The sequence below is a fragment of the Brevibacillus migulae genome (assembly GCF_004521915.1).
GTDB classification, from domain to species: Bacteria; Bacillota; Bacilli; order Brevibacillales; family Brevibacillaceae; genus Brevibacillus_F; species Brevibacillus_F migulae.
On record NZ_SDKD01000024.1, the window covers coordinates 24,754 to 48,258 of the forward strand.

General features: G+C 49.2%; 26 protein-coding genes. 6 read left to right on the forward strand and 20 right to left on the reverse strand.

Features of this window, described 5'->3' with window-relative positions:
- Positions 1-8: 8 nt before the first annotated feature.
- Positions 9-1,499 carry a TROVE domain-containing protein gene (locus EIZ37_RS21650; protein WP_134686850.1) on the reverse strand — a complete coding sequence of 497 codons (1,491 nt, stop codon included), beginning with the start codon at positions 1,497-1,499 and terminating at the stop codon, positions 9-11.
- A gap of 432 nt (positions 1,500-1,931) precedes the next feature.
- On the opposite strand from EIZ37_RS21650, the gene EIZ37_RS21655 reads away from it, so the two are divergent.
- Both EIZ37_RS21655 and EIZ37_RS21660 read left to right on the forward strand, forming a co-directional pair.
- Positions 1,932-3,257, forward strand: a complete 1,326-nt coding sequence (locus EIZ37_RS21655; RefSeq protein WP_134686851.1) for a helix-turn-helix transcriptional regulator — start codon at positions 1,932-1,934, stop codon at positions 3,255-3,257.
- Entirely contained in the window at positions 3,232-4,035 is an 804-nt protein-coding gene (locus tag EIZ37_RS21660) for a WYL domain-containing protein (protein WP_134686852.1), read from the forward strand. The genes EIZ37_RS21655 and EIZ37_RS21660 overlap by 26 nt, the downstream gene beginning before the upstream one ends.
- A gap of 169 nt (positions 4,036-4,204) precedes the next feature.
- Here the strand turns inward: EIZ37_RS21660 and EIZ37_RS21665 are convergent, their stop codons facing one another.
- The 4 genes from EIZ37_RS21665 to EIZ37_RS21680 form a co-directional block, all read right to left on the reverse strand.
- Entirely contained in the window at positions 4,205-4,786 is a 582-nt protein-coding gene (locus EIZ37_RS21665; RefSeq protein ID WP_134686853.1) for a dienelactone hydrolase family protein, read from the reverse strand.
- 317 nt (positions 4,787-5,103) lie between these two features.
- Entirely contained in the window at positions 5,104-5,661 is a 558-nt protein-coding gene (locus EIZ37_RS21670) for a GNAT family N-acetyltransferase (protein ID WP_205683873.1), read from the reverse strand.
- 128 nt (positions 5,662-5,789) lie between these two features.
- Positions 5,790-6,320, reverse strand: coding sequence for a dihydrofolate reductase family protein (locus tag EIZ37_RS21675; RefSeq protein ID WP_134686854.1), 531 nt, complete (start codon positions 6,318-6,320; stop codon positions 5,790-5,792).
- A gap of 530 nt (positions 6,321-6,850) precedes the next feature.
- Complete coding sequence (locus EIZ37_RS21680) at positions 6,851-7,255, reverse strand: VOC family protein (RefSeq protein WP_134686855.1); 405 nt, start codon at positions 7,253-7,255, stop codon at positions 6,851-6,853.
- A gap of 257 nt (positions 7,256-7,512) precedes the next feature.
- On the opposite strand from EIZ37_RS21680, the gene EIZ37_RS21685 reads away from it, so the two are divergent.
- Positions 7,513-8,109, forward strand: a complete 597-nt coding sequence (locus EIZ37_RS21685; RefSeq protein ID WP_134686856.1) for a TetR/AcrR family transcriptional regulator — start codon at positions 7,513-7,515, stop codon at positions 8,107-8,109.
- Between the two features lie 414 nt (positions 8,110-8,523).
- On the opposite strand, the gene sigJ is transcribed toward EIZ37_RS21685, so the two are convergent.
- The 4 genes from sigJ to EIZ37_RS21705 all read right to left on the reverse strand — a co-directional run bounded on the left by sigJ (position 8,524) and on the right by EIZ37_RS21705 (position 12,132).
- Positions 8,524-9,384 carry an RNA polymerase sigma factor SigJ gene (gene sigJ, locus EIZ37_RS21690; RefSeq protein ID WP_134686857.1) on the reverse strand — a complete coding sequence of 287 codons (861 nt, stop codon included), beginning with the start codon at positions 9,382-9,384 and terminating at the stop codon, positions 8,524-8,526.
- 56 nt (positions 9,385-9,440) lie between these two features.
- Positions 9,441-10,625, reverse strand: a complete 1,185-nt coding sequence (locus EIZ37_RS21695) for an NAD(P)/FAD-dependent oxidoreductase (RefSeq protein WP_134686858.1) — start codon at positions 10,623-10,625, stop codon at positions 9,441-9,443.
- A 309-nt stretch (positions 10,626-10,934) separates the two neighbouring features.
- The gene (locus tag EIZ37_RS21700) at positions 10,935-11,369 is read right to left on the reverse strand and encodes a DUF3995 domain-containing protein (protein ID WP_134686859.1); all 435 of its coding nucleotides are present in this window, start codon (positions 11,367-11,369) and stop codon (positions 10,935-10,937) included.
- A gap of 340 nt (positions 11,370-11,709) precedes the next feature.
- Positions 11,710-12,132, reverse strand: coding sequence for a tetratricopeptide repeat protein (locus tag EIZ37_RS21705; RefSeq protein ID WP_134686860.1), 423 nt, complete (start codon positions 12,130-12,132; stop codon positions 11,710-11,712).
- Between the two features lie 616 nt (positions 12,133-12,748).
- Between EIZ37_RS21705 and EIZ37_RS21710 the strand changes: the two genes are divergently transcribed.
- Together EIZ37_RS21710 and EIZ37_RS21715 are read left to right on the forward strand one after the other, a co-directional pair.
- On the forward strand, positions 12,749-13,195 hold the full coding sequence (locus tag EIZ37_RS21710; protein ID WP_134686861.1) for a MarR family winged helix-turn-helix transcriptional regulator: 447 nt from the start codon (positions 12,749-12,751) through the stop codon (positions 13,193-13,195).
- A gap of 65 nt (positions 13,196-13,260) precedes the next feature.
- Positions 13,261-14,556 carry an MFS transporter gene (locus tag EIZ37_RS21715; protein WP_134686862.1) on the forward strand — a complete coding sequence of 432 codons (1,296 nt, stop codon included), beginning with the start codon at positions 13,261-13,263 and terminating at the stop codon, positions 14,554-14,556.
- Positions 14,557-14,696: 140 nt separating this feature from the next.
- On the opposite strand, the gene EIZ37_RS21720 is transcribed toward EIZ37_RS21715, so the two are convergent.
- The 11 genes from EIZ37_RS21720 to EIZ37_RS21765 all read right to left on the reverse strand — a co-directional run bounded on the left by EIZ37_RS21720 (position 14,697) and on the right by EIZ37_RS21765 (position 22,144).
- Entirely contained in the window at positions 14,697-15,176 is a 480-nt protein-coding gene (locus EIZ37_RS21720) for a GNAT family N-acetyltransferase (RefSeq protein ID WP_328591373.1), read from the reverse strand.
- Positions 15,177-15,350: 174 nt separating this feature from the next.
- Positions 15,351-15,515 carry a hypothetical protein gene (locus EIZ37_RS26120; RefSeq protein ID WP_167569076.1) on the reverse strand — a complete coding sequence of 55 codons (165 nt, stop codon included), beginning with the start codon at positions 15,513-15,515 and terminating at the stop codon, positions 15,351-15,353.
- Between the two features lie 69 nt (positions 15,516-15,584).
- A complete protein-coding gene (locus EIZ37_RS21725) occupies positions 15,585-16,250 on the reverse strand; it encodes a phosphotransferase family protein (RefSeq protein ID WP_167569078.1) in 666 nt (221 codons plus the stop codon).
- 132 nt (positions 16,251-16,382) lie between these two features.
- A complete protein-coding gene (locus EIZ37_RS21730) occupies positions 16,383-16,805 on the reverse strand; it encodes a VOC family protein (RefSeq protein WP_134686881.1) in 423 nt (140 codons plus the stop codon).
- A 119-nt stretch (positions 16,806-16,924) separates the two neighbouring features.
- Positions 16,925-17,158: a DMP19 family protein gene (locus tag EIZ37_RS21735; protein WP_134686865.1), complete on the reverse strand. Its 234-nt coding sequence runs from the start codon at positions 17,156-17,158 to the stop codon at positions 16,925-16,927.
- Between the two features lie 58 nt (positions 17,159-17,216).
- Positions 17,217-17,948, reverse strand: coding sequence for a DUF4362 domain-containing protein (locus EIZ37_RS21740; RefSeq protein ID WP_167569079.1), 732 nt, complete (start codon positions 17,946-17,948; stop codon positions 17,217-17,219).
- 248 nt (positions 17,949-18,196) lie between these two features.
- A complete protein-coding gene (locus EIZ37_RS21745) occupies positions 18,197-19,405 on the reverse strand; it encodes a hypothetical protein (RefSeq protein WP_134686882.1) in 1,209 nt (402 codons plus the stop codon).
- 185 nt (positions 19,406-19,590) lie between these two features.
- A complete protein-coding gene (locus tag EIZ37_RS21750; RefSeq protein WP_134686867.1) occupies positions 19,591-20,157 on the reverse strand; it encodes a DUF1273 domain-containing protein in 567 nt (188 codons plus the stop codon).
- Between the two features lie 197 nt (positions 20,158-20,354).
- Positions 20,355-20,909 (reverse strand): redoxin domain-containing protein, encoded by a 555-nt coding sequence (locus EIZ37_RS21755; protein WP_134686868.1) that lies wholly within the window; start codon positions 20,907-20,909, stop codon positions 20,355-20,357.
- 75 nt (positions 20,910-20,984) lie between these two features.
- Entirely contained in the window at positions 20,985-21,656 is a 672-nt protein-coding gene (locus tag EIZ37_RS21760; protein WP_167569080.1) for a Crp/Fnr family transcriptional regulator, read from the reverse strand.
- 56 nt (positions 21,657-21,712) lie between these two features.
- Positions 21,713-22,144 carry an Lrp/AsnC family transcriptional regulator gene (locus EIZ37_RS21765; RefSeq protein ID WP_134686870.1) on the reverse strand — a complete coding sequence of 144 codons (432 nt, stop codon included), beginning with the start codon at positions 22,142-22,144 and terminating at the stop codon, positions 21,713-21,715.
- Positions 22,145-22,301: 157 nt separating this feature from the next.
- Here EIZ37_RS21765 and EIZ37_RS21770 point away from each other — a divergent pair, with 157 nt between their 5' ends.
- Positions 22,302-23,351 (forward strand): oxidoreductase, encoded by a 1,050-nt coding sequence (locus EIZ37_RS21770; RefSeq protein WP_235828158.1) that lies wholly within the window; start codon positions 22,302-22,304, stop codon positions 23,349-23,351.
- The last annotated feature ends 154 nt before the right edge of the window (positions 23,352-23,505 follow it).

Sequence of the window (23,505 nt, forward strand, 5' to 3'; positions counted from 1 at the left end):
TCCTTCCTTTACTCGATAGATTCAACCCGCTCTATCATGGTTGAATATCCTTGTACCGTTTGTGCAATATACGAGAGCACGGTGTCGCTCCATCCATAGATATAAAATGTATTCTTGTCCTGCGGCGGCACCATCGCACTGCGATACGGGGCGATATCGACGATAAACGCCTTCACATCCGGGTTCACTTTCTCGCGGTATTTGCGCAATTCCGCATAGAACGGGCTGCCGCTGTTTTGCTGCTCGTCAGTAATGATGATGATCTGGTCGACCCGCTTCTTTGCCCATGTCAGCTTCCTCACAGGCGCTCCCGTATCGGTCCCGCCATGTGCGCGAATGCGTTCTGCCTGACTTAGAATGCTGTCATGGCGTGATGGCTTGGCATCCACCACTTCCGTATCAAACAGCCAGAACAAGGAATTTCCTTGTGTTTTCTTATACAGCGCAAGCGCGAACACCGAACCGATTTGCAGATACTCCCCGTCCATCGAGCCCGAGATATCCAGGAAAATCGCTGTATGGTCGCCCAGCTCAGGCAGATTGTCAAACGTCAGCTCTACTGCTTCCCGCAGCGCATCGCGCAATTCAGGATGCTCGACCTGCTGGAACGCTTTCGCAAAACGGAAGGGCAATATTTTTGCTTTTTGCAGCGCTTGGCGGTCTGTCAGTCTGCTTACGGCATAATCGAGATTCTCCTTTTTCTCGAACACCCCAGCGCGATCCAGCGCTTGCAAGTGACGCAGCAGCGCAAAAGTCGGCATCTGGTGCAGCAACGCTTCCCAGATCGCTTTCGTCGGCTTGATGGTGCCTGTCACCGTTTCATAGGGAAGCTTGCCTGCATGAATCCAATGGATTTGTTCCTCTTCGGTCGTCGCCTGCTTCAATTTCTCCAAGGCTTCCACCTGCGGAATCAACGCCAGATTCGCCTCATACCCGCGCAAATAGCGGAATAATGCCTGCTGCTTGAGATCAGCCGGCTTCGGGTGAGCAGTAGCGATAGCATCTCCCAGGCTGTAACCGCGGCCACGGCCGTTATACTTGAGCGCCCAGTATTCAGATACGCCCGCCAAGAATCGGTTGATCTGCCGCTTAACGGCCCTTCCGCCTTCACCCCTTCCCATCCCTTTTAAAATGGTAAGGAAATCGGACAAGTCCGACGGGATTTTCACGACCTGGAGAAAGATCCTGGCAAACAAATCAGGCCGAAACAACGACAATACAGCAAGCCCAAACAACGGCTGCAGGCGCATAAACCCTTCATTGCGGGCAAACACGATCGCCTTTGCCATAAACTGCGGATTCTGCTCCGCCATTTCCATATGTAGCAGCTCCGCTTCCGCCAGCAATTGGTTTTGGTCCGCATAAAACGTGTTTCCCATCGTATTGGTCAACAGTGTTTGCAGGTATTGTTCTTCTATAGAACGCGTAAACGCCGGGTATCCGTCTTTGTTATAGGTGGTTGGTTTCGATGCTGAGAACAGCTTTCGTGCGAAACTCATCGCGTTCGCCTCCTTATGTATGGAAACCGGCGAGGAAAGGGGGAGAAGGATATTTGCAGGACTCGAACCTGCCGTAATGCCCAGTGATATTGACCGATTCAATTTATCGAAGTAACCCTCTCCGGCGCCTCGCCGGCAATCCTTTTCGCGGATCATTGAGGAAGAAATCCCTTGGATAGGTGCAAAGACCGCTCTACCAGCTGAGCTACACTGCGATTAACGCAGAGGTTGGATTCGAACCAACGACCAGTTCTTCCATAGCGAAGTAACCCATCCATGCGCCTCAAAGATCTGCCTTTATCATCGCTTATGAGAGAGAAACCGAACATGGCGAAAGTATTACGACAGAAGAAAAACTTTTCCATTTCCTCCATTTGCTCTCCCCCGTTACAATGTGAGGAGATGATTTGTACGTAGAAACGGGGAGAACCGATGGCCAGAGAAAGCTTTGACAAAGAAATTCAGTTCTTGCGTATGCTCGTGCTTACAAGCGGTGCTTACAGCCGTCAGCAATTTGCGGAACGTTTGGGCATATCCGTCCATACCTTCGATAAAACGATCAAGCGTCTCAAAGAGATCGTCCATACGGTTACGGAAGAGCTTCCCGAAAACCAGGGCAAAGAATTTGCGGATATGCTCCGCTTTAGCTACTATGAATCGTCCGATCCGATGCTGCTGTTCCTCTATCGGGCCAAGTCCTTGAAGGAATCGGAAAGCTACCGGCTTTCATTGATTTTGATTGCCCTTCAGGAGCAATCGTTGACCGCGGCGGAGCTGATGGATGTTTGCTCGAGCGGACTTCCTGAGGATTTCCCGCTCCCTGACGAGAAAACGATCCGCACTGACCTCAAGTACCTGGAGGAAGTCGGAGTGATTCGCAGAGAGACTGGCAGGCGGCCTTATCGCTATCGCATGAATAATGATCTTGTGACGCAGCTGTCAGAAGATGAATTGCTAGATCTGTATGACTTCGTTGACGTGATGGCAAACACTCAGGTTCCTTCCGTTCAAGGGTATCTGCTGCGGGATAGCCTGAAGAAAGCGCGCAAACAAAAAGAGGACGCCCAGCCGATTGCAGAGCCGTTCCTCTACAAGTATCACTATTACTCTCGCATACTGGATGAGGCGCACCTCTACACCTTATTCCAAGCAATTCGTGAGCGGCGGAAAATATGGTTTGTCTACTTTTCTCCCAAATCACGGACCCGGTATGCGTCCAAGAATACGAATCCCCTGTTTGAACGGGAAGCCGCAGGGAAACAGGAGCTGTTGCTCCCGTTGAAAGTCGTGTACGACCACCAATACGGGAGATGGTATGTGCTCGGCAACGTTCCTCGCTTGGGCATTGTGAAATACAGGGTGGAAGGCCTTACCCAAATCGAGGTGGGTGAAGCCGTTTCCGAAGAGGAGTTTGCGCGTAAGCTCCAGAAACTTGAGGAAAGCTTGCGTTACAGCTGGTTAGTTGACACGGGCAATCCGGTGAAAATCAAAGCGCGCTTCTACCATCCAGAGGGAGCGCAAACCAATTTCATCAAGGAACGCGTGCAGCTCCAAGGACAATGGGGAACGATTACCGAGGAAAACGAAAACTCGTTCATCTATGAGATCACGGTGAATGGCACAACCGAGATTAAGCCGTGGCTCCGCAGCTTTGGTTCCAGCTGCGAGGTGCTGGAACCCAGCTATTTGCGTCGGGAGTTTATCGCAGAGTGGAAGGAGATTCAATCCTACTATGAACCTGTTCGAGAAGATCTTTAATTATCAAGTGATCTCCCGCCTGGATGAATCGGGGACGTTTACGCTTACCTCCCAGGAACGCAGCTGGTTAAAAACGATGCTCGGCCATCCAGCCGCTGCCGACGCATTCCCGGCCGAAACGCTGGAAAAATTAGTGACACTTTTGGAGCAGGAAGAGACCATTGAATTTTCCGGGTTGATGGAAAAAGCAAAAAGCATGGAGAAGCAGGTGTATCACCCGCTCCTGCGCACACTCCGCCGCATTCTGGAAAAGAACCAGGGGATTCGCATCACCTATTGTAATAAAGATGGCAGGATCAACTGCGATCAATCAGGCTTTCCTTATAAGCTGGAATATTCGATGGTCAAAAAGGAATGGTATTTGCTTTGGTACCATCGCAGGCATCACCTCTACATGTCGACGAAGCTTCAGAATATCGAGTCTGTCCATGAGGAATCAGTACCTGCCACCCTTGCTGAAGAGCTAACGGCGAAAATCGAAGCGAGGCTGGAATCGCGAAAAGAGCATGCGGTCATCGAGGTTGTCCGGATGTATAATCGAGAATTATCAAGAATCCTCTATGCTTTCTCCTGTTTTGAAAAAGAAGTAGCGTACCTGGATGAAAGCGATATTTACCGCATCAAAGTTACATATCTCGGTGACGAACGCGAGTATGTACTCTCCAAAATCCGGTTTCTCGGTAAACGGGTGCGGGTAATAGAAGGCGAGCAGCTTAAGCAGCGGATGTATGAGTCGACGGCAAAAGCTTTGGCTCGTTATGGGGTTGAGCAGGTGTAAGTGTGGTAAACCGATTTTGCAAAACCGCGGAGAGTTTCCCTAGGATAAGACAGCCGCATTCTATGACTTGAAAAATGAAGTCTTAGACTACGGCTGCTTTATTGAAGCTAACGATCCCCGGTAGCGTAACTGGCTATCCACATCAATGTGACTGTTCCTAAGCAAACGCTCATTTATCCAAATGTTGGAGGAATTCGAGTACACGCTGCAACAGCAGCGTCGTTGCGTTGGCGTCATATGACGGCAAACTGCTATCTGCAAAGAAGTGCTCATTTCCTGGGTACAAAAAGAGTTCGGCATGATCGGCTGTATCCACGAGCTCGCGTGCCGCCTCAATGTCGCCCTCATCAACGAAGTAGGGATCAGCGTCCATGCCGTGAATCTGCACCGGTAATTCCGCCGGCCAGGGAGATCCGAACATCGAGGTCGGAACGCAGGAGTAAAACAACAATGCACCACGAGCGCCTTTACGAGTCTGAGCGAGCTGCTGAGCCGCAACCACACCGAGCGAAAACCCCGCGTAGATGATCTCACGCGGAAGCTCACTGGCCACACGTATACCTCGCTCTGTTATCTCTTCGAAGCCGATCTCATTGACATAGGCCATACCATCCTCGATCGTAGTAAATAAATGACCGTCGAAAAGGTCAGGAACATGAACAGTGTGACCCGCCCCTCTGAGCTCGTCGGCGAAAGCATTAACACCCTTTGTTAGTCCCAATGAGTGGTGAAATAAAAGAATCTCTGCCATTTCTCTTCTCCTTTCAAGAACTAAAATGATGAAAATTGTTCCTCAATAGATTTTGCTTCCTTCCTGTCGTTTTCCTGCGCATTAACGTAGCAATAAAAAACGGCTGCCGAAGCAACCGTTATTACAGAAACGTACCCATTAACTCCATGAAGCACAAAGAAATCATCAAAAGACTCTCCGCTTCAACGCATCCCTTTCGTCAATAAATGAGGCTACATTTTTAAGCTGGATTTTTAATTGATTTTTATCAAAATCGTCCCCAAATACTGACTGCCGATGGGTTGCCTAGCCGAACCGTCGCGCTGTCGGGCATGAGCTCATTCGGACGGCGTGTCCGGGTACCACACGCCAAGCCACTGTTCGGCGCCGTAGTCCTCGAACCGCTCCACCTCGGTGAACCCCAGCTTCGCCGCGACGCGCATCGCGGCCTCGTTGGCGGTCTGGGTAGAGAGCACCACCGGCTCGCCGGGATGCGCATCGGCAAACCATCCGAGCGCCGCTGCGCACGCCTCGGTGGCGTACCCGCGTCCCCACGCCTGCGGCAGGAACATGTAGCCGAGCTCGGTCTCCCCGCCCTCTGGACGGATGTGACCCTTACGCTCCGGGTCGCGCCGATCGAGCGTGATCATGCCGATCATTGTTCCGTTGAGCTCGACCACGAAGAAGCCGAAGCGCTGCCCGGGCACCTCGGGCAGCACGCGCTCGAGCTCGTCACGCGGTCGGGAGCCGCCGACGTAGGTGCCCACCTCTGGTGAGGCGAATAGGTCGATCAGCGCCGCACGGTCCCTTGCCTCCGACTGGCGGAGTACCAGCCGCTCGGTCATGATCGGGGCAGGTGGCCAGGCGACGCCGTGTGCTGTGATCTCATCCGACATGGTGTAATCTCCCTTCTCTATTTAGTTCTGTTTGTCCATGTCTGATAACATATATCATTCATGTATTCCTCCTTGAGACCACCTCAGATAATTTACGTACCCTTTTGGCAGCTGGGTCAACCGCACAACTAAACTGGTACGTAGGTCAATCTGATCACCTGCTCGCCAATTCGATCGCTTGCCACGAGGCGCAGCGGCGGCCGCGGACCAGCGAAGAACGGCTTGCCGTTACCCAGCACGACTGGATGGAGATAAAGTCGATACTCATCAACGAGACCGAGCTCCGTTAGACTGTGCGCCAACTCCGGCCCGGCAACTTCAATCTCCCCTTCATGCTGAGCCTTCAGCCCACGTATGGCCGCTGCGAGGTCGCCCTCGATCAGAGAAGCGTTCGGACCGACGGACTTTAACGTCCTCGACACCACCCACTTCGGTTTGCTTTGCCACGCCGCTGCGTATTCTCGTTCCGGCGCATCCCATTCCAAATGGTCTCCGTCCCAATACCGCATGGTCTCGTACATAAGGCGCCCGTACACGATGCCCGCCAGGCCGCGCACGTCCTCAATGAAATGACGGAATAGCACGGGGGCGGGCTGAAATGCCATGTGGTCGACGAACCCGTCCAGAGACTGGTTCAATGCGAAAACGATCTTTGCCATGCCACTGACTCTCCTCCCTGGTTTTCTCGCACATTTATCATCAGGATTAAACGTTCCAGTTGCAGCCTCTTTTATACCTACATTTTATCTTCCAACAGTATGTCCGGTTTCTTATGGATTGCTAATGTGACCAGACCTGGCCCGACTGAATTGATTCTTTCGTTTCACAAGGGAAAACAATCCTGCCCTCTAGCCTAACGAAGCAGCCGTAGATATTCGCGGCAGCTGTTCGGTGAAAATAAAGCATTAGACTGGAGTCGTTGATCTAACGCGGTTTTGAATTGAAAAACCGTCGGCATTTGAAAAATAAGTTTTAGATTTGATCCGTTAAAGGAAACAGCGGCGGATCAAGACTAGAAAAAAAGTCTTAGACCTGCCGCTGTTGTCATTCAACTAACCTTCCCCAGAATTTTTGCAACCGCCGGCTCCCGACCCGATAATACTACCAACATGGACACACCACGCGCGGCGGTCAGGAGAGTTTCAGGCGCGAACTTCCTCCATTACTCTTTGCGTAGGAACGCTGTCCGTTAAGGCCTGCCGCTGAACCGCTCGAGCGCTTCCTCGGTAACCGGAGCGAAGAGGTTGACGAGGTTGCCGTCGGGGTCGCGAAACAGTGCAGAGCGGTTCCCCCATGGCATCGTGGTCGGTTCCTGTACCCACTCGTCGACAAGCGGCTTCAAGCGCGTATACTCGGCATCGACGTCGTGAACTCGAAACTCGATGATGACGGTGTGGTTGTCGGCCGCGCGCACGGAACCGGCGCCGAACAGTTGCACCGTCTGGGAGTGGCCGATCGCCAGGGTACACGATGGCAGAATGAACTCAGCGAAGACAGGGGCGGGGCGCTTCGCCAAAACACCTGTGACTTTTTCATAGAACACGACGAGTCGATCCAAGTCGTCAGTAATTATGCGTACAGAAGCGAAATTCATGAAACATCATCCTTTCGATAATAAAACGCTACGATACTGTATCGTAGCGTAACATATTGACCTGGAGAATACAAGTGACCGTACGACTAACAAAAATGACTCGAAAATGCTTCGTTGCCTCACTGAAGCACAATCAAGGAGTGCTGTAAATGGCAAGCCGAAATCCCCGGCGCCAAGGATGCTCTCATGGTATAATGTGAAGGAATTTTTATTAAGGCAACGAATCCAAGTCTAAGTACTTTTATGTTGGAGGGAAGATGGTGACTTCGTCTAAGAAATCTGAACCTGTGCCGTCGGCCAATTTGAATAGACGCGTCGAGCGTTCACGACATGCCATCCTGACCACTGCGTTTGAACTGCTCAGCGAAGGCGGTGTGGCTAGCTTTTCCGTCGACGAGGTGGCGCGTCGTTCCGGGGTCGCGAAGACGACCATCTACCGCCACTGGCCGACGCGTGAAGCGCTGGTGATCGATGCCTGTTCACGGATGATTGCCGAGCAGGAAACGCCCGACACCGGCTCGCTCGAAGGTGACGTCACGGCTATCCTGATGGAAATCGCGCACCTGCTACCGACGGCGAATTGGTCCTACGTCCTGCCGTCAATCGTCGACACAGCCGAGCGCAATCCGGAGTTCGCGGAAATCCACAGTCGGATTCAGCGCGGACACGCCGCCCCCCTGCGAGAGGTTCTACAGCGCGCGGTAGACAGAGGCGAGCTGTCGGCACACACCGACGTGTCAACTATCGTCGCAGCTCTGCTGGGGCCACTCTTCTACCGCCGCTGGTTCTCACGCGAACCGATCGACGACCAGTTCGTAAAGGCGATCATCAAACGTGCACTCGCTTCACTTTAGTACGAGGCCTATCACTGCTTGGCCGAACATCGATGGCGGACCAGCAACTATCTATTTTGCGCGCCCTAAGGCTTCGGCGTCCTGACGCAACGCGATCGAACCCTCGACCTGGAGAGCGAGGGTTCGAAAACAGATTAGATACATGAACGGTGTTTCTTTATATTTCAAGGCGTTCTTAGAGTCCAAATTCCTGCTCTAATTAGCGTTTGTTTTCGATGTTGGCAGTCCCATACCCGATCTGGTTGTAGTGTCGCATTGCAACCTGGGCGTTAGTTTACCGCTATTGTTAGTCTAATACTTTATTTCTCAGTCTTTTCTTTTAACAAGTATTTAGAGCCATCCTTTGTGGGATGGCCCTTACTTTGTAAATTATTTAACTTTGATGGAGACTTGGAAAAATCCGCAGTCGCCTGACTAAACCCAGACAAGCTTATCCGGGTTTCGTACGGCATACATTTTGGCAAGCTTTCCGCGTCGGAGTTGTAATAATATTGCGGCCAGAGTTTCGTCCTCCGAACGGAGTACTATACCGGTCTCACCGTTCAGAGGGACAGCCTCGAAGCGAAGTTTTCCCTGATAGGACCCAATACTCTTGAACCCGTCGAGCAGAGCTCGGGCCACGTGATCGCACGATTGCACCGGACGTTTGTACGCGGTTGCTTTTCCGCCTCCATCGGCAACGAGCATGACGTCTTCGGTCAACAGAGACATTACATGATCGACGTTACCTTGCTCGAGGGATGCGAGGAACTGGTTAACCCATTCCTGTTCGACCGCCTCGACCTCGACTGGCTCATCTTCGGATATTCCCATCTTACTTTTTGCCCGGCTCATTAATTTGCGGCAATTCGCCTCTTTCTTGCCCAGCAGTTCGGCTATTTCGGGATAATCGAACCCCAGCGCCTCACGCAGGACGAAAACTGTCCGTTCTGTCGGAGACAACCGCTCGAGCAGTACGAGCATAGCGTAAGACAGCAGATCGCGGCGGACGACCGTCGTCTCGAGCTGATCCGCATCCTGCGTCCGAATCGGTTCAGGGAGCCAGGGACCGACGTACATCTCCCTCTTCTTCCTCGCCGACTTTTGCAGATTGAGGCAGCGATTGGTTACCATCTTGCACAAATACGCTTTCGGCTCCTCCAAACGTTCGGGATGTACGTCACACGCCTTAACAAATACATCCTGCACCGCATCTTCCGCGTCTGCCGTGGAGCCAGTCAACTGATAAGCCAACGTGAACAAAAGCGCTCTATATTGATCATACAGTTCCTCCATCCGTCGTTTCACCTTCTCCGGGCTATTAGACATTAATATACTTGGTCCCTTTGTTTCTATCGGAGCCAGCTAGCAAAATCCCATCCCAGCTTTTTGACTTTCCACGCAAGCTTCCCCGTTATGATGATATCAACTCCCCATTTGCGTACCCACATCAACCCGCGATTTTGCCCAAGGCCGAAGCCGAAGGTATCCATAAACGATTTGTGAACCGGCGCGGAACGGCCCTCCAGATCAGCCATCACGATTTTTCCCAGTCTTAACGCCTGTGGCCCAGCTTCTTTGCACGTCATCTGATCTACCTTGCCGGTGCTCGGATCGACGATTCTCGCACAATCGCCAATGCTGTATAAGCCCGACATCCCTCGGACGCGATAACATTCATCCACCAGCACTTGACCTTCAGAGGTAAGCGGCAAGCCCATGCTGCAGAGGGCCGGATTCGGTATCAGACCAATCGTCCATATACATAGGCCAACCGGTAGACGATCACTATTGCTCAACGCCAACACTCCTGCTTGCTCCCTCATTGCCTTTCGATTGTGAAGCACGGTCACTCCACATTCCCTGAGCGACATCTCCAACTTTCGTCCAACTTTTTCCGGCCCTTCCGGAAACAGCCGCTCGTTAGCATTTAACAAATAGACGGAAGCTTCAGACGGATTCAGTCCTAGTGCCTCCGCTTCCTTCCGCATGGCGAGCACCAGCTCGGCGGACGTCTCGATGCCGCTGATGCCCGCCCCCGCAACCGCGATTGTCATTAGTCGCTTTCGTTCCTCAGGGTTTGTCTCGACGGTAGCCTTCCGCAGATTGGCACGCCAGCGCTCCCGGATGTCTGCCGCCGCTTCCGGGTCGGTCAAGGCGATCCCCCCCATATCGGGATCCGGTCGACGAACAATGCTTCCGACCGCAACTACTAAAAGGTCAAAATGAATTTGGGCCTCATTTCCTTGCGCATCCGTATATCGAATCCGTTTGGCCTTACTATCTACGGAAGTAACAGTACCTTGCAAGAATTCGACTCCTTTTGAACAATAACGCGACCAGGGAACCATAATCTCTTCCCCGCCTGCGGCCGGTCGGAACAACATCACTTTGCGTACATGACCGGGCTGCTTGTCGATCAGAACAAACCGAATACGATGTCCGTTCACCATGCCCCGGGTCTCTTCCTTTATTGCTTTGAGCGCCCCTAGCCCTGCATGGCCGCCTCCAATGATAATGCATGTCAAGTCGTTCATGTCCCTTCATCTCCTTACATTTTTCACACATATAACAACGTAAGGATCTGATTTGTGACAGTGTAACCGAGAGAAGACCGTTCAAAAGCATTTATTGAGTTGATCCCATCCATCAAACGGTGGAGTGGAGGGGTGCCTGGGACAAGTAATATTAGATAGACTTATCCTCTTGATTTCAATTCCACTAAGCTGCCCTTTAGCGTAGCACTTAAAGAAAGGTTATCCGAGCAACCGCTTTATTCCACTATAGATTCCTGTTCAACAAGCACTTTTAATACCGTTTTAACCATCCACAATTTCTTACTTCAGTTAATATTTTTGCGTTAAAGTAATAAACACCAAGCTAAATCCCAAAAAAAGACATAATGGAGAATACAAAACGGAATCCCATTTGGCAAATACGGTCCCTTTGTGCTTCTTAAAAAAACCAACCCAGCGAAAATCTCCGACGGCTCTAATAATGAAGACTAACGATAAAACCCAGCCCCCATAAGGAAACAACGACCCGGGGAAAAGCGATCTGTTCACAACTCCCCCAAGCTCGAATACGTACCAGCCAGATACTGCCAACGCTATTGCTACCAAGCCAGTTCCCACAATTGTCGGTCGAAACAATAGCTTCGCTCCCCTGCTCGGCAGCGCCGCTATAGTACCTTTCTTCCCGCCAGCCATCCAATATAAATGGACAACACTAAGAAAACTTAGAATAATTCCCACTATCCAAGTAATGATATGACTTAACATGTTATACCCCCTTTCATCCCTAGAAATAATAACGCAGTATTTGAAATTGGTTATTTTTTGTGTAAGTGACGATTTATGAAACCAATTTGTGACATAGGATGGACCCTTAAGTTAGACTCATCTGTTCGTTGCTTCAATGACAAAGGGAGCAGCTCACGACGATCTGCTCCCTGGTTGTTTGAACTACATTAAATCGTCTTGTTAAAAAAATTTAACAGTATTACAAATACTAACACAATTACTTTGAACGTGATTTCAATCCCTATAAACCTGCTTCCAGCTCGAAATTGAAGGTAAAAAAATTTCAAATCCGCAATCATCTGTTGCGTAACCTGAAACTTCAAATCTCTATGTTTGTCTCCAAAAACTCAAGATACTTTGGGTCGTCTTCCATAAAAATCTCAATACCGGCGCCCATGTAAGCCCGAGTTAACTCGTCAGCTGCCTTTTCAAAGTTATCCTGTTCGTAATATAACTGCCCCAGCCGAAGATGAATATACGGATTACCCAACCCCTTCGGACACTGTACGGCATTAAAAAAGCACTTGAAGGCCTTATCGTAATTCTTCATACGATAGTGGACATCCCCAATTGCTACATATATCCAGGTAGCGGCCTCCCATTCTTGATGATTTTCAGGCAATAAACGGAGGGCGGCAATATAATTTTGCTTGGCGGCATCAAGGTCGCCTGTCTTCACTAAATCATCGCCTTGTTTACATAGAGCCCTAATTGCGGAATAAGTCGAATCTGAGAGCTGCAACGCGATCTCTCCTGTTCTATTCGATTGGATAAATGAATTTTAGCCAATGTTCGTTTGGTAGCTTTCATCAAAAATGATGGCATCTGGTATTGCCGATAAATAGCCTATCGCCCCAATGATATGATCCGTAAATTCCTTTTTATGATCAGGTGAGAATACGAAGAGAATGCGCTCGGCACAGTCTTTGACCTCAGGCAGACAATCTCATATGAAAAGTTTACCAAATTTTTAAACCTATTCATAGATTGAAAGCCCGCTCTAGATTATCGCCATTAGCTAGGTTTCAGAGAATCATTCAAATAAATCTATTGACTTTAGATTTAAGAAAGGCATAGATGAGTGGGGTGGTAGCGACCTTTTCCTTTTGGAGATAACGAATGCTCATTTCCCGATCAAAATGTGGAGGAATGTTATAGTGCGTTTCTGTCCCTCCTGCTGTCTAGCCAATGAAGGTTATATTTGAGGGTATTCTCTACCCATTTATAGGATACAGCTAAAAAACTCTCTTCCCACAAAATGTATTTTACCTGATTGACAGATCGAATCGTCGCACTTATTATTTGTTGTACATACAAAATAGAAATTCATCAAGCCTGCCCCACGTGGAGGAAAGAAGATGACCGACCAAATGAAACCTGAAAAGGATGAAGATTTTTTGCAAAACTGCCTGTACTTTACCACAAACCGTCTGAGCCGGGCGATTACACGTATGGCCGACGAGGCGTTTGCCACCACAGGATTGACGCCCGCTTACGGGTATCTCATTCGTCTTGTGATTGGATCCCCAGGCATTACGCAAAAGGAGCTTTCAGAAAAGCTGTCCATTACTCCTTCGACGCTGACCCGTTTCGTCGACAAGCTTGAGACCAAGCAGCTCGTGGAGCGTAAAGTTCACGGAAAGACCGTTATGGTGTACCCGACCGAGAAAGGTGTAGAACTGGGACCAACACTTCGCCAAGCTTCCAAAAAGCTGAAGCAGAACTACGAGGAACTCCTTGGAAAAGAACTCAGCGACCAGTTGACTCAGTACTTGACTTCTTCAAGCAAGCAGCTGGAAAAATAACCAGCTTTATTTCCTTTTTTGTATTTTGTATGTACAAACAAAATTATAAATCGTGGGGTGTATGTATGGATTCTCCGAATGCACAAAATGGCCTCAAGCCCAAGTCTCGTATGTACTATGGATGGATCATTGTCCTGCTGACCTTTGTCACTCTTTTGGTATCTGCAGGGATTCGTTCGCTGCCAAGTATTTTGCTGGTACCCTTCCAGGATGAATTTGGTTGGAGCCGAGGAAGCATCTCCAGCGTTCTCTCCATGGGGATCTTTCTGTACGGCTTGGTTGGGCCTTTTTCCGCTGCTTTGCTCTTGCGCTTCGGCGTCCGCAAAGTCGTCGTCCTCTCTCTTGCCGTGCTAGCCCTCAGCTTGGCTGCTACTCCGTTTATGACCGCACTGTGGCAATTTCAGCTTCTTTGGGGTCTTGTCTCTGGTCTTGCTACTGGGATGATGGCCAACGTCCTGGGTGTGACCGTAAGCAATCTGTGGTTTGTCAAAAGCAAAGGGCTCGTCGTAGGCTTGTTGACTGCAAGTGCCGCTACCGGTCAATTGCTCTTTCTGCCTTTGATGGCGAAGCTGACAATGGACTTGGGTTGGAGATACGCGATTTTCGCGACTGTCGTTGCCCTGATCCTCGTCTTGGCAGCAGTCGCGATCTGGATGCGAAACCACCCATCAGATGTAGGCGCCGCTCCATATGGAACCGATGACGTCGTGCCGCCTGCACCATTTACTGGCAATATCTTTTTGGCTCCCCTGCAAAATCTGCGTTATGCCATGAAGAATTCGACCTTTTGGTTGCTCTCGGGAACCTTCTTCTTCTGCGGTTTTTCCACGAACGGCCTTATTGGCACTCATCTTATCGCCGCCTGTGGAGATGTTGGTCTAGCGGAAGTAACTGCTGCTGGCTTGCTCGCCATGATGGGATTATTCGATCTTGTCGGCACGACGGTCTCAGGCTGGCTGTCTGATCGCTTTGACAACCGTTGGCTCCTGTTCTGGTACTACGGACTGCGCGGTTTGTCCTTGCTGTTCCTGCCGTACGCCCTGGAAACTACGCCGATGATGCTCATCATCTTCTCTGTATTCTACGGTTTGGACTGGATCGCGACTGTACCGCCGACTGCCAAGCTGTCCAGCAAAATGTTTGGCAAAGAAAAGGCAGGAATGATCTTTGGCTGGATCGTCGTGGCCCACCAGATAGGGGCTTCTGCCGCGGCTTATGGTGCAGGTGTCATGCGTGACTGGCTCGGCACGTACACCCAAGCCTTTATGATTGCGGGCTTTGTCTGCTTCTTCGCTTCACTTATGGCGGTCAAAATCAAAAAGCATGCGGATGCCAAAATGGCTTCTGCCATTCAACCATAAGATTCCCACATACAAAAGGTGCCATTGCGAAATCGATTACGATGGCACCTTGTTTACTATTTAATCCTGCTGCACAAAAGCCAGTCACAGTACGATAATAAATTGTAAGATTGGCTCAGCTTATTGAACTCTCGATCCTGTTAGTGTATTCCCCAACGTTCTCGAAGTAAAAAATAATAAATCAACGGGCCTCTTAATTCTGTTTCTCTTTCAAAATTTAGTTTTCGAAGCAAGTTTATTGATCTGTCATTTTCTTGCTCGACAGTAGCTTCAATTATGTCTAGCCTCATATGTTTGAAGCCAAAATCGATTACAGGCTTCAATGCTTCTTGCATAATTCCTTTTCCCCAATATTCTCTTGCTAAATCAAATCCAATTTCAGCTCTAGATTGTTCACCTTGTACCCAGCAATGGAAGCCACAAGTTCCTATAAACTGAGCATCACTCTTGCTAAAAATCCCCCAGCGACAACCCGTATCTTCTATGTGGAATCTTATGATTTCTTCAGCTTCGTTTCTGTCTTTACATGGGCTTATATCCATAAATCTTGTTACATTCTCATCTGAAAAATGCCTAAAGACGGCTTCAGTGTCGTCTAAGGTAAGAATGGCAAGTTTCAACCTGTCTGTCTCCATTTCGGGAAATATAAGATTTGGATTGGACAATTCCTATGGCCTCCATAAGTAGATTTTGTCTTCAAAATAATACCACATATTGGAACTATCCTGCCCATTGGTTGAGCAACAAAAAGAGGAGCTGCGGTAGCGTCTGTTCTTAAAAAACGTACCAGTGAGTTACCTCTTTTCCATTTCCAAACGGATGGCCTGGATACCTTCGTCAATTAACGTCTGATCTTTTCGATCATTGCCTTCCAAAATTGTTGCAAGGTGGTCGGCGATTACGAAAAAGGAAACCTTTTTCAACCGCCGTTCGATATGGTCAACTTTTCTTGCTTCCATAACATGGCATGCAATGTCTTCACCGCAATCCTCAAAAATATATGTATATTCGTAGTCAGGATCGCTAATCTAAAGGTCGCCAAAATCGATAATCCCCGTCAGGTTGCGTTCTTTAGGATCAATTACATAATGATCCGGCGAAAGGTCAGCATGGATTAGCGCCGGCGAATAACTGAAATTGTCCAAGCTATCAAAGTACGTCTGGAAACGAAATGTGATGTAATGTTGCATGTCTTGCTCGAAAAAAGGAAAAATGATTTTTTTGGCTTGTTCGAACATGTCAGTATATTTCTTGCGAAGATCAACCTCAGGAACACCAAGTTCCCTTGCGATATCCACTGGAAAAGCGCTTAATTCATTAATAAATTTTGCGATCTGACAAGCAATCATTCTTTGCTCAATAACCGGAAGCGAAGGAAACGAATCTTCCCCCAATAGTTCACCTGGCAGCATTTTATAACCAACAAAGGGAAACCCATTATCTTGTTTGCCGACGTATTCAAAACGCGGTATCGCCAGCGTGATCCATTCTGCCAACTTCGGCATGATTTTGATTTCCTTTTCCAAATCATCCGCGGCTTCTTGTTTTTTCGGAAAGCGAAATACCCACTCTTCATTGACAAGCATGGCTATACTCATTCGTCCTTCACCAAGCATTTGCATGTATTGAATATCAAGGTCGGGAAAATTATTTCGAATGATGTCCTCCAATATCCTTTTCTGGATTTGCTCCATTTTTATCACCTCTTTTGCCATAAAATGCAGTAAGCCCCGCCCTGATTTTCTGGCGGGGTGATTAACTTAGTTCGATTTTCATCTTGGGGTGTCAAACGTGCTGTATCCCAGCCTCAATACTCCATTTATATTTTAGCTTTGGCTTTCAGTATATATTTGAAAGGTTACGCCGAATTTGTCAGTTACATCACCAAAACCTGGACTAAACGGGGTTTCTTCAAACGGCATATTAACTTGACCGTCTTGTCGTAAGGCTTCAAAGATACGTTTTGATTTTTCCACGTTGTTCGTTGAAATGCAAATGGTCACCTGTTTCCCCTTGGGAATAGACGAACCGCTTGGAGCATCCGAAAACATGAGTTCCGATTCACCAACTCGTAACTTTGCGTGTGCCACAAGATTCTTTACATCATCAGTGAGAGTATTAGGCATATCCGGCATATCCCCGTAAGTAATGATTGTGAGGACTTCGGCACCTACTGCTTGTTCATAAAACTGAATAGCTTCCCTTGCGTTGCCTTCCATATTGAAATAAGGGGTAATTTTTACTGACATCATTGATCAGCTCCTTTTTATCAATCTTAGCAAATGAGTATTGCATTGATTTCTTTTAGATTGCTGTCATGAATAACCCCATTATTACCCCGACAACGCCATCGATTTCTTGTATATTTTCATTCAACAAAACTGCCCATTGCTTCAATGGCGACCGGCTTCAGGCATGCCTCTTCTCCCCAGTTGCAAAAAAACTGCAAAAAACCGCCGTTATACACATCGGCTTCCAGCATCCATAAGGCGGCAATTTCTTGTTCCTGTGAGGTCAGCATGTTCCAGCCCGTAGCATTCTTTTTCTGAACAAAGGCTGCGGCAAAATCGAACCATATGTCACCGTTATCAATCTTACTCAAGTTTAACTCCTCCCAGATGTTGAAGCCTTTCCTGATCGGATTTGGATATTTGTCTGTTTCATTTGTTTTCGATGCGTAAGTTGAACATGCCTTCCCGGATATAGGCGTCGCCCTTACCGCAATCAGTAAGATAATATTCCGTACCGCTGTCCGTCTTTTTCTCCCCGATCGACTTGCAAAATTCGTAAAGCTTGGTAGGTTTCCCATAGACATCATGCGTATTGTCGTATATATGCTTAATCGTCTCTCCATCGAAAGACAAATTGTCGAAGATCGGTTCACCTTCGATCGTATATTTGACGATTTGGACTTCATCTCGGACCCTAGCCTTTACGTTTGCCACGAACTTCTCCCATACGTCCAAATTGCTTAGCTCGCCGTGGACGTTGACGATATCCCCGTTAGCCATCGCTTGTTTCGGATCGTACTTTAAGCCCCATATCAGGTTATGTAACTCCCGGGTTGATTCAGCAGTTATTTGGTATCCGGTGTCAGTATTTGAGACGTATGTATACATGCCGTGCTTGCCTTGAGCATCGAGCCACAAATGAATTTCCCACTGCTTTCCGTCATGCTCGATCACAACATCGTAATCCGGCTGATCCACATCGAGTATGCCTTGAATTTTGTTAGCAGACTGGATCGCCTTTACAAAGATACCAACCTGCCATTTTTCTGTAAAACTACCATAATGCGCAGCGTTGGTACTCCCGAAGCCGAGCGAACGGCTAACGATAACTTGATCATCCCGTCTCGCTTCCTCCAGGGATGAACGTGCTGAACTTTGCACTTCCGGAGCTGCTGTTCTTTGTGTATCCCCACAGCCTACAACACTTATTAGCATGAAGATTCCTAAAATAATCCTTGTTATTCGCATTAAACCGCCTCCACCTCCTTCGACGCTGTTATGAAGGTAAAGGTTACATTTGCTTATGGACAATTAAGCTGCTGATTTCTTCTGCCCAATGGCAACAATTAAAAAACGGCTGCCGAAGCAACCGCGTTGTTACACTATCGATTCCCGTTAGTTCGATTCATTCAGTAATCGCGCGCTGCATCGAACCAGCGTTGAGCCATCTCTTCTGTTATAGGCTGGCCAATCAGGTGATCAGACTGGCTGAGTTGCCGCACCGCTTCACCAAGATCTTCTCGTTCGGTGGTTTCAATGCCTTTGAGGGTATTGAAGCGTACGGTGAAAGCGGTAATGGCTGCCTCGGCATCGGCAAAGCTGCGAGCCTTGGCCAAGTTTGCCTGTGCAACGTTGTAAGCTTCGTTAGCCAGCTTGGCCAGACGTTTAGGCCATGACGAGAACGGCCGGCCAAACTCCGTCGCCCACCACCCAGGCTTTCGCAATTGGCTCACTGAAACATGGTCGGTCCACGGACGGATTTTATCCCGTGTTTTCACTTGCTGCTTTAGGCGCTTGCCCGCGATCTCATCCACATTATAAGCGATAAATCTGTCAAGCAACGGCCACGCATTCAAGGGCGGCAAGTCCCCCAGATCATGCATGAAGCGCAGCTCCAGATTTGTTAACCGGGCATGACGAGCCAACAAGTCAACGTCGCAGAAGTTTCCCCACAAACTCAGTGAGTTAAGGTTGGGGAACCGGTTTAGACACGCTAGCGAGATAGGCTGTCCCAGCGGTGTGTTCTGTAGCGTCAGGCTCTTCACCTGGTGCAATTCCCCCAGGTCGGGCAACAAGAAAGGAGTATCATTCTTGCGTCGGCTAGTACGCGGCGCTAGTGTGAGAGAAGATGGCATATCACCTGTGGCAGAGAAGCGTGATAGATCGCCGGACACACTCAGGCGGAAATCCCGCTTTGGAAGCTTCAGGCTCAGACGCCACCCGGACTGGTCCAACTCGATATGCAAGCCATGCAAATTGGACTGGCTAGCGTCCGCCACCGTATCTGCAGACAGAATTGGAGCCCACGTCATTTCTTCAATGGGACGTTTCTGCGCCCAGTCAAAGAAGCCTGCGTCACTGCCTGTATAGTGCAGATATCGCGGCCATGGCGAGCCCGCAGGCGTAGCAAAGGCATCGAATACAGTCCAATCGATGTGCGTGTCAGGCGCAACGTGAAGGTCTGCCTTCTTCCCTAATTGCGACGGTCCAATGGATAGACTGCCCACACCGGGCTGAATGACAAGAGTGTGACTGCCAGGACCTGTCAAGTCGATGGGATAACGACCAGCTTCTCTAACAGAACCAGCAGGAGGACGAGCTTGGTTATCATTTGGCATTTCTATCATCCTTTCTTCTTACCCATATCGAGTCATTTGGGCACGTGCACTACACTGTCAACAACAAGACGGTTACTTATGAAAAAACGACCCTCCTAAGGATCGTTAAGTCACTCTATCCGGTAAAGTTGCTTCAAATTAATTGGATTGGTGCCACTTACGGGGTCTCGAACCTGATTTCTTTTTTAGAAGTAGTCATTGTATAGTTCTTGCTGCTGTTCCTCCGCAATGGTCTGTAAGTCATATGCATTAATTCGAAATAACTGATAATCACCCATATCCGCTTTTTTGGCGGCGAGCTTACTTAGAAATTTCGGGGAGCCTTCGTTTTCTTCATCGTAAACCAACAAGATACCATCTGAATTGGATAACAAGAATTTGTCTTTCTCTCCAAGCTGCCAAACTCCCTGGTAAGGTGTTTGATAGACACTATTGATATAGTCGGCTTGCATCAGAATATTTCGGTAGTAATCCTGGGTTTCTTCTTTCCACTTTTCCTCTTGATTCAAAAACGGAGTAATGACTGCTAGCTTTAGATGTGGATACTCCTTTTTCAATTCCAGAACAGTTTCAGCTGCCCACATTTCTACCCCGAGTTGACCTGATATGATGACCCATTCCAAATCTTCCTCAAGAAATCTAACGAGTTCCCGCTTCAGTGCTTTCTTAATAATGGCTAACCCCGGGTTTTTTTCATTGAAAATGCCAAGCTCGTGAGCCTTGTATCCAGAAACAAATAAACGTTTTAACATGACGCCACCTCTATTTTAAAAGAAGCTCTAGCAGAATTCGGTTTCTTTTCACTCGCTGTCTCTCGTATTACGTCTCATATTTTTCTTATATTATCACAAATTTGAATGACTCAAGAAATGATAGCCACGATAAAAATTCCATAAAAAAAGCATGAGAATCCCGAAGGACAAGTCTCATGCCTTTTTGCTAAGCATCTTTATTCACCTGAAGCGAAGCTGTCAATCTCCGCAAGCGGGAGATGGTCGGTAAGGATGCGGCTGTAATGCGCCAGATGTACGATTCCACGCTCATTAATCAAAAATTCGGCCGGTATCCGATTGAAGTTCGAACCGTTCTCTGGTGTAAGGGGAAAGCCCGCAGCTGCCGCCTCTTCGGCAAACGATTTCGTGTTCGCATCTGCCATTGTCATCCGAACTTTCTCTTCCGACGTCTCGACACCGTACAAATCGTACAAGTCCGCCTGTGGGTCTGCTACGAGCGGGAACGGAGCGTTTTGCGCACCGACGTATGTCTGCATATTCGCTTCCGGCGATTCAAAGACGGTGATGACTTCCATACCTTGGCGTTGCCAATCCGGATATCGGCCGATAAACTGATGCACCCGCAAATTGCAAAGAGCACAGGCGGAGAAGCGCAAAAAAGCGAGCAGCACTTTGCGGCCGCGATAATTTTCAAGCGATACGAAATTGCCGTAGAGGTCGACGGTACGGAAGGATGGGGCAATCATGCCCGGCTGCATTTGGTGAGTCATCGGTGGATACCTCCTGTTATGGGAAAATGATTTACGTACCCACCTTACCAGAAAGAATGGCACCGCTTCTGTGACCTAGTCACCAACTAGCTCTTCTAATTTATTGCGGAGTGTGATCCGTATCCACCCCCGCCCCGTCTCCACCCACCCATGCCGCTGATAACGCTGCAGCACGCGGCTCACCACTTCACGGGCGGTGCCGATTTCGGAGGCAAGCTCATAATGCGTCATTCGAAGCAGCGGCTGCTGCACCGTCGTGGAACTCAGCAGTGCTTCTGCCAATCGCACGTCCAGTGACTTGGTCTGCCTCGCTTGAAGCTGTTCACCCATACGCATAATACCTTCGAGCAGACCACCGAACACGTTTCTTCGGATCGGTTCGTACTCCTGCACCCAACGGAGGAAGCTGAGTTTGGACACAAACAGCGCCTCGACCTCCGTCTCTGCCTCAATGACGGCGGGGTAGTCACGCCCACTCAGTCCGCTTAGCACAAAGAGAGCGCAAATTTCGCCGGGGATAAGTTTATTGACGACCCGCTCGCTCCCATCTTCCCCGATTTGGCTGATGCGGGCGTTGCCGCTCAGCAAAAACATGCCGTAGGAAGTGGCTTCCTCCCTTTGGAAAAGACGCGATTTGGCGGGGAATGTCCGCACTTCCGGTTGAGCTTCCGCCCACTCCCGGGGACAAACATCCCGCAGACACGGGAAAACTTCCAATAACCGTTTATTCGTGACGATTGAAGTCATGCTTCTTCCCATCCTTAAAAATTGGTTAGTGAGTTCGATTCCCCGTTTGTCAGACACTATGAAGGAATCAGCCGGTCCTGTGCGATAGGTGAGGACAGCACGATAAGCGTTGTTGAGTCGCCGAACGCGCCCAGCTCGTTGATCGCGCTCTCCAGTGTTTGCAGTGATTCGGTGACGAGCTTGACAAGAAAATTATACTGATGCCCGCTGATACGATGCAGCTCGACTACATCCCTCGCCTCCCGGCAGTAGTCCACGAATCGGTCGCATCCTTTTGTATAGAACAGCACAAAGGCAGAGATCGGCTTGTTAATTTTCTCAGGAACGACGATAGCACGATAGTGATCAATGATACCTTTTTCCTCGAGTCTCCGCACCCGCTCCGTGACCGCAGGCTGCGACAGTGAGACAATTTTGCTCAGATCCGTCATCGAAATGCGTCCTTGCTCCTGCAGCACGAGCAGAATTTGTTTGTCCAAATCGTCCATCAAGTGACCCCCCTTTATTTTTAAATATATCCTCTTAAAATAAAAGGATTTTAAAGCCGATTTTTGATCAATAACTTGAAACTATTATGTGATCGGATGGGATTATTATATAAAATTTATTCCAGGAAAAGAAATATCCAAAGGGGAGAGATAGATGATGTATTCCGAGTTGCTTCAACCTACCCGCATCGGCTCATGGCACTTACGTACACGAATCGCTATGGCGCCGATGACGCGTGGATTCGCGTGCGATGCTAAAGGGACGGTCGATGAGGCGGTCGTGGCTTACTATCAGCGGCGGGCTCATGACGGGATCGGCCTAATTATTACAGAGGGGATTACGCCATCGCCCAGAGGGAAAGGAACCTTCGGTGTGCCCGGCTTGTTTACCAAGGAACAAGCAAACGCATGGCGTAAAGTGACGGAAGCGGTGCATGAAGAGGGCGGCACAATCGTAGCGCAACTTTGGCACGTCGGCAGACTGACCCATCCGGATTTGACCGGCGGCCATGCGCCTCTGGCCCCTTCATCCCTCCGAGCAGAGGGACTTGTACATCGGTTGCGCAAACCTTACGCAATTCCTGAGGCAATGACCCTCGGTGAGATCCGTGAGGTTGTCCTCCAGTATGAGCAGGCGGCGCGGCACGCGGTAGACGCCGGTTTCGACGGCGTAGAAATTCATGGAGCTCACGGCTACTTAATCGATCAGTTCGCCTCGGAGATAACGAACCGCCGAACCGACTGCTATGGTACCGGAAGAACTGGGCGTCTTCTGTTCATGAAAGAAATCCTTGCCGCCGTTGGGGAAGTTATCGGGATGGATCGTCTCATCTATCGCTTCTCCGAACTGAAGGATGATCTGCCCGACTACCGGTGGTTGGAGCCCGAAGAGGAAATCAATGCTTACCTCGAAGCGTCTCGCGAAGTTGGCCTTCGTGTACTCCATCCTTCGACGAATACGTTCCTACAGCCGATATCGGGTGGGCTTACGCTGCACGAGCTTGTCCGCAAACGATGGGATGGCACCTTGATCGGTGTCGGTGGCCTGAGCCCCAGTTCCGCCACGGATGCAATCCAGTCTGGGGTTATCGATCTGGCCGCATTTGGCCGACCGCTGCTGGCCAACCCGGATTTTGTGCAGCGGCTGAGGACGGGAATGCCGCTTGTTTCTTATGACTCGGCTATACATCTGAAGCATCTTCTGTAACCGTTTGTCTCTACCCACCGCCACCCCCTCCACAGTTCGACTTCTTTGTCAGGAACAGAGCACTACTCATGAATGGAGAAAAGCAGCCGGGCGATTTGACCGACTGCTTTCTTGTATCTATTCACTATCGAACCGTTAGTTGAAAAAGCGACAA

Bases quoted from the DNA above. Each gene is read 5' to 3' on its own strand.
- EIZ37_RS21770 (WP_235828158.1), top strand. From the start codon at position 22,302: ATGTATTCCGAGTTGCTTCAACCTACCCGCATCGGCTCATGGCACTTA.
- EIZ37_RS21655 (WP_134686851.1), top strand. From the start codon at position 1,932: ATGGCCAGAGAAAGCTTTGACAAAGAAATTCAGTTCTTGCGTATGCTC.
- EIZ37_RS21710 (WP_134686861.1), top strand. From the start codon at position 12,749: ATGACCGACCAAATGAAACCTGAAAAGGATGAAGATTTTTTGCAAAAC.
- EIZ37_RS21695 (WP_134686858.1), bottom strand. From the start codon at position 10,625: ATGAACGACTTGACATGCATTATCATTGGAGGCGGCCATGCAGGGCTA.
- EIZ37_RS21730 (WP_134686881.1), bottom strand. From the start codon at position 16,805: ATGTCAGTAAAAATTACCCCTTATTTCAATATGGAAGGCAACGCAAGG.
- sigJ (WP_134686857.1), bottom strand. From the start codon at position 9,384: ATGGAGGAACTGTATGATCAATATAGAGCGCTTTTGTTCACGTTGGCT.
- EIZ37_RS21745 (WP_134686882.1), bottom strand. From the start codon at position 19,405: ATGCCAAATGATAACCAAGCTCGTCCTCCTGCTGGTTCTGTTAGAGAA.
- EIZ37_RS21765 (WP_134686870.1), bottom strand. From the start codon at position 22,144: ATGGACGATTTGGACAAACAAATTCTGCTCGTGCTGCAGGAGCAAGGA.
- EIZ37_RS21715 (WP_134686862.1), top strand. From the start codon at position 13,261: ATGGATTCTCCGAATGCACAAAATGGCCTCAAGCCCAAGTCTCGTATG.
- EIZ37_RS21665 (WP_134686853.1), bottom strand. From the start codon at position 4,786: ATGGCAGAGATTCTTTTATTTCACCACTCATTGGGACTAACAAAGGGT.
- EIZ37_RS21755 (WP_134686868.1), bottom strand. From the start codon at position 20,909: ATGACTCACCAAATGCAGCCGGGCATGATTGCCCCATCCTTCCGTACC.
- EIZ37_RS21685 (WP_134686856.1), top strand. From the start codon at position 7,513: ATGGTGACTTCGTCTAAGAAATCTGAACCTGTGCCGTCGGCCAATTTG.
- EIZ37_RS26120 (WP_167569076.1), bottom strand. From the start codon at position 15,515: ATGGAAGCAAGAAAAGTTGACCATATCGAACGGCGGTTGAAAAAGGTT.
- EIZ37_RS21760 (WP_167569080.1), bottom strand. From the start codon at position 21,656: ATGACTTCAATCGTCACGAATAAACGGTTATTGGAAGTTTTCCCGTGT.
- EIZ37_RS21725 (WP_167569078.1), bottom strand. From the start codon at position 16,250: ATGGAGCAAATCCAGAAAAGGATATTGGAGGACATCATTCGAAATAAT.
- EIZ37_RS21660 (WP_134686852.1), top strand. From the start codon at position 3,232: ATGAACCTGTTCGAGAAGATCTTTAATTATCAAGTGATCTCCCGCCTG.
- EIZ37_RS21675 (WP_134686854.1), bottom strand. From the start codon at position 6,320: ATGGCAAAGATCGTTTTCGCATTGAACCAGTCTCTGGACGGGTTCGTC.
- EIZ37_RS21750 (WP_134686867.1), bottom strand. From the start codon at position 20,157: ATGTTAAAACGTTTATTTGTTTCTGGATACAAGGCTCACGAGCTTGGC.
- EIZ37_RS21650 (WP_134686850.1), bottom strand. From the start codon at position 1,499: ATGAGTTTCGCACGAAAGCTGTTCTCAGCATCGAAACCAACCACCTAT.
- EIZ37_RS21700 (WP_134686859.1), bottom strand. From the start codon at position 11,369: ATGTTAAGTCATATCATTACTTGGATAGTGGGAATTATTCTAAGTTTT.
- EIZ37_RS21670 (WP_205683873.1), bottom strand. From the start codon at position 5,661: ATGTCGGATGAGATCACAGCACACGGCGTCGCCTGGCCACCTGCCCCG.
- EIZ37_RS21680 (WP_134686855.1), bottom strand. From the start codon at position 7,255: ATGAATTTCGCTTCTGTACGCATAATTACTGACGACTTGGATCGACTC.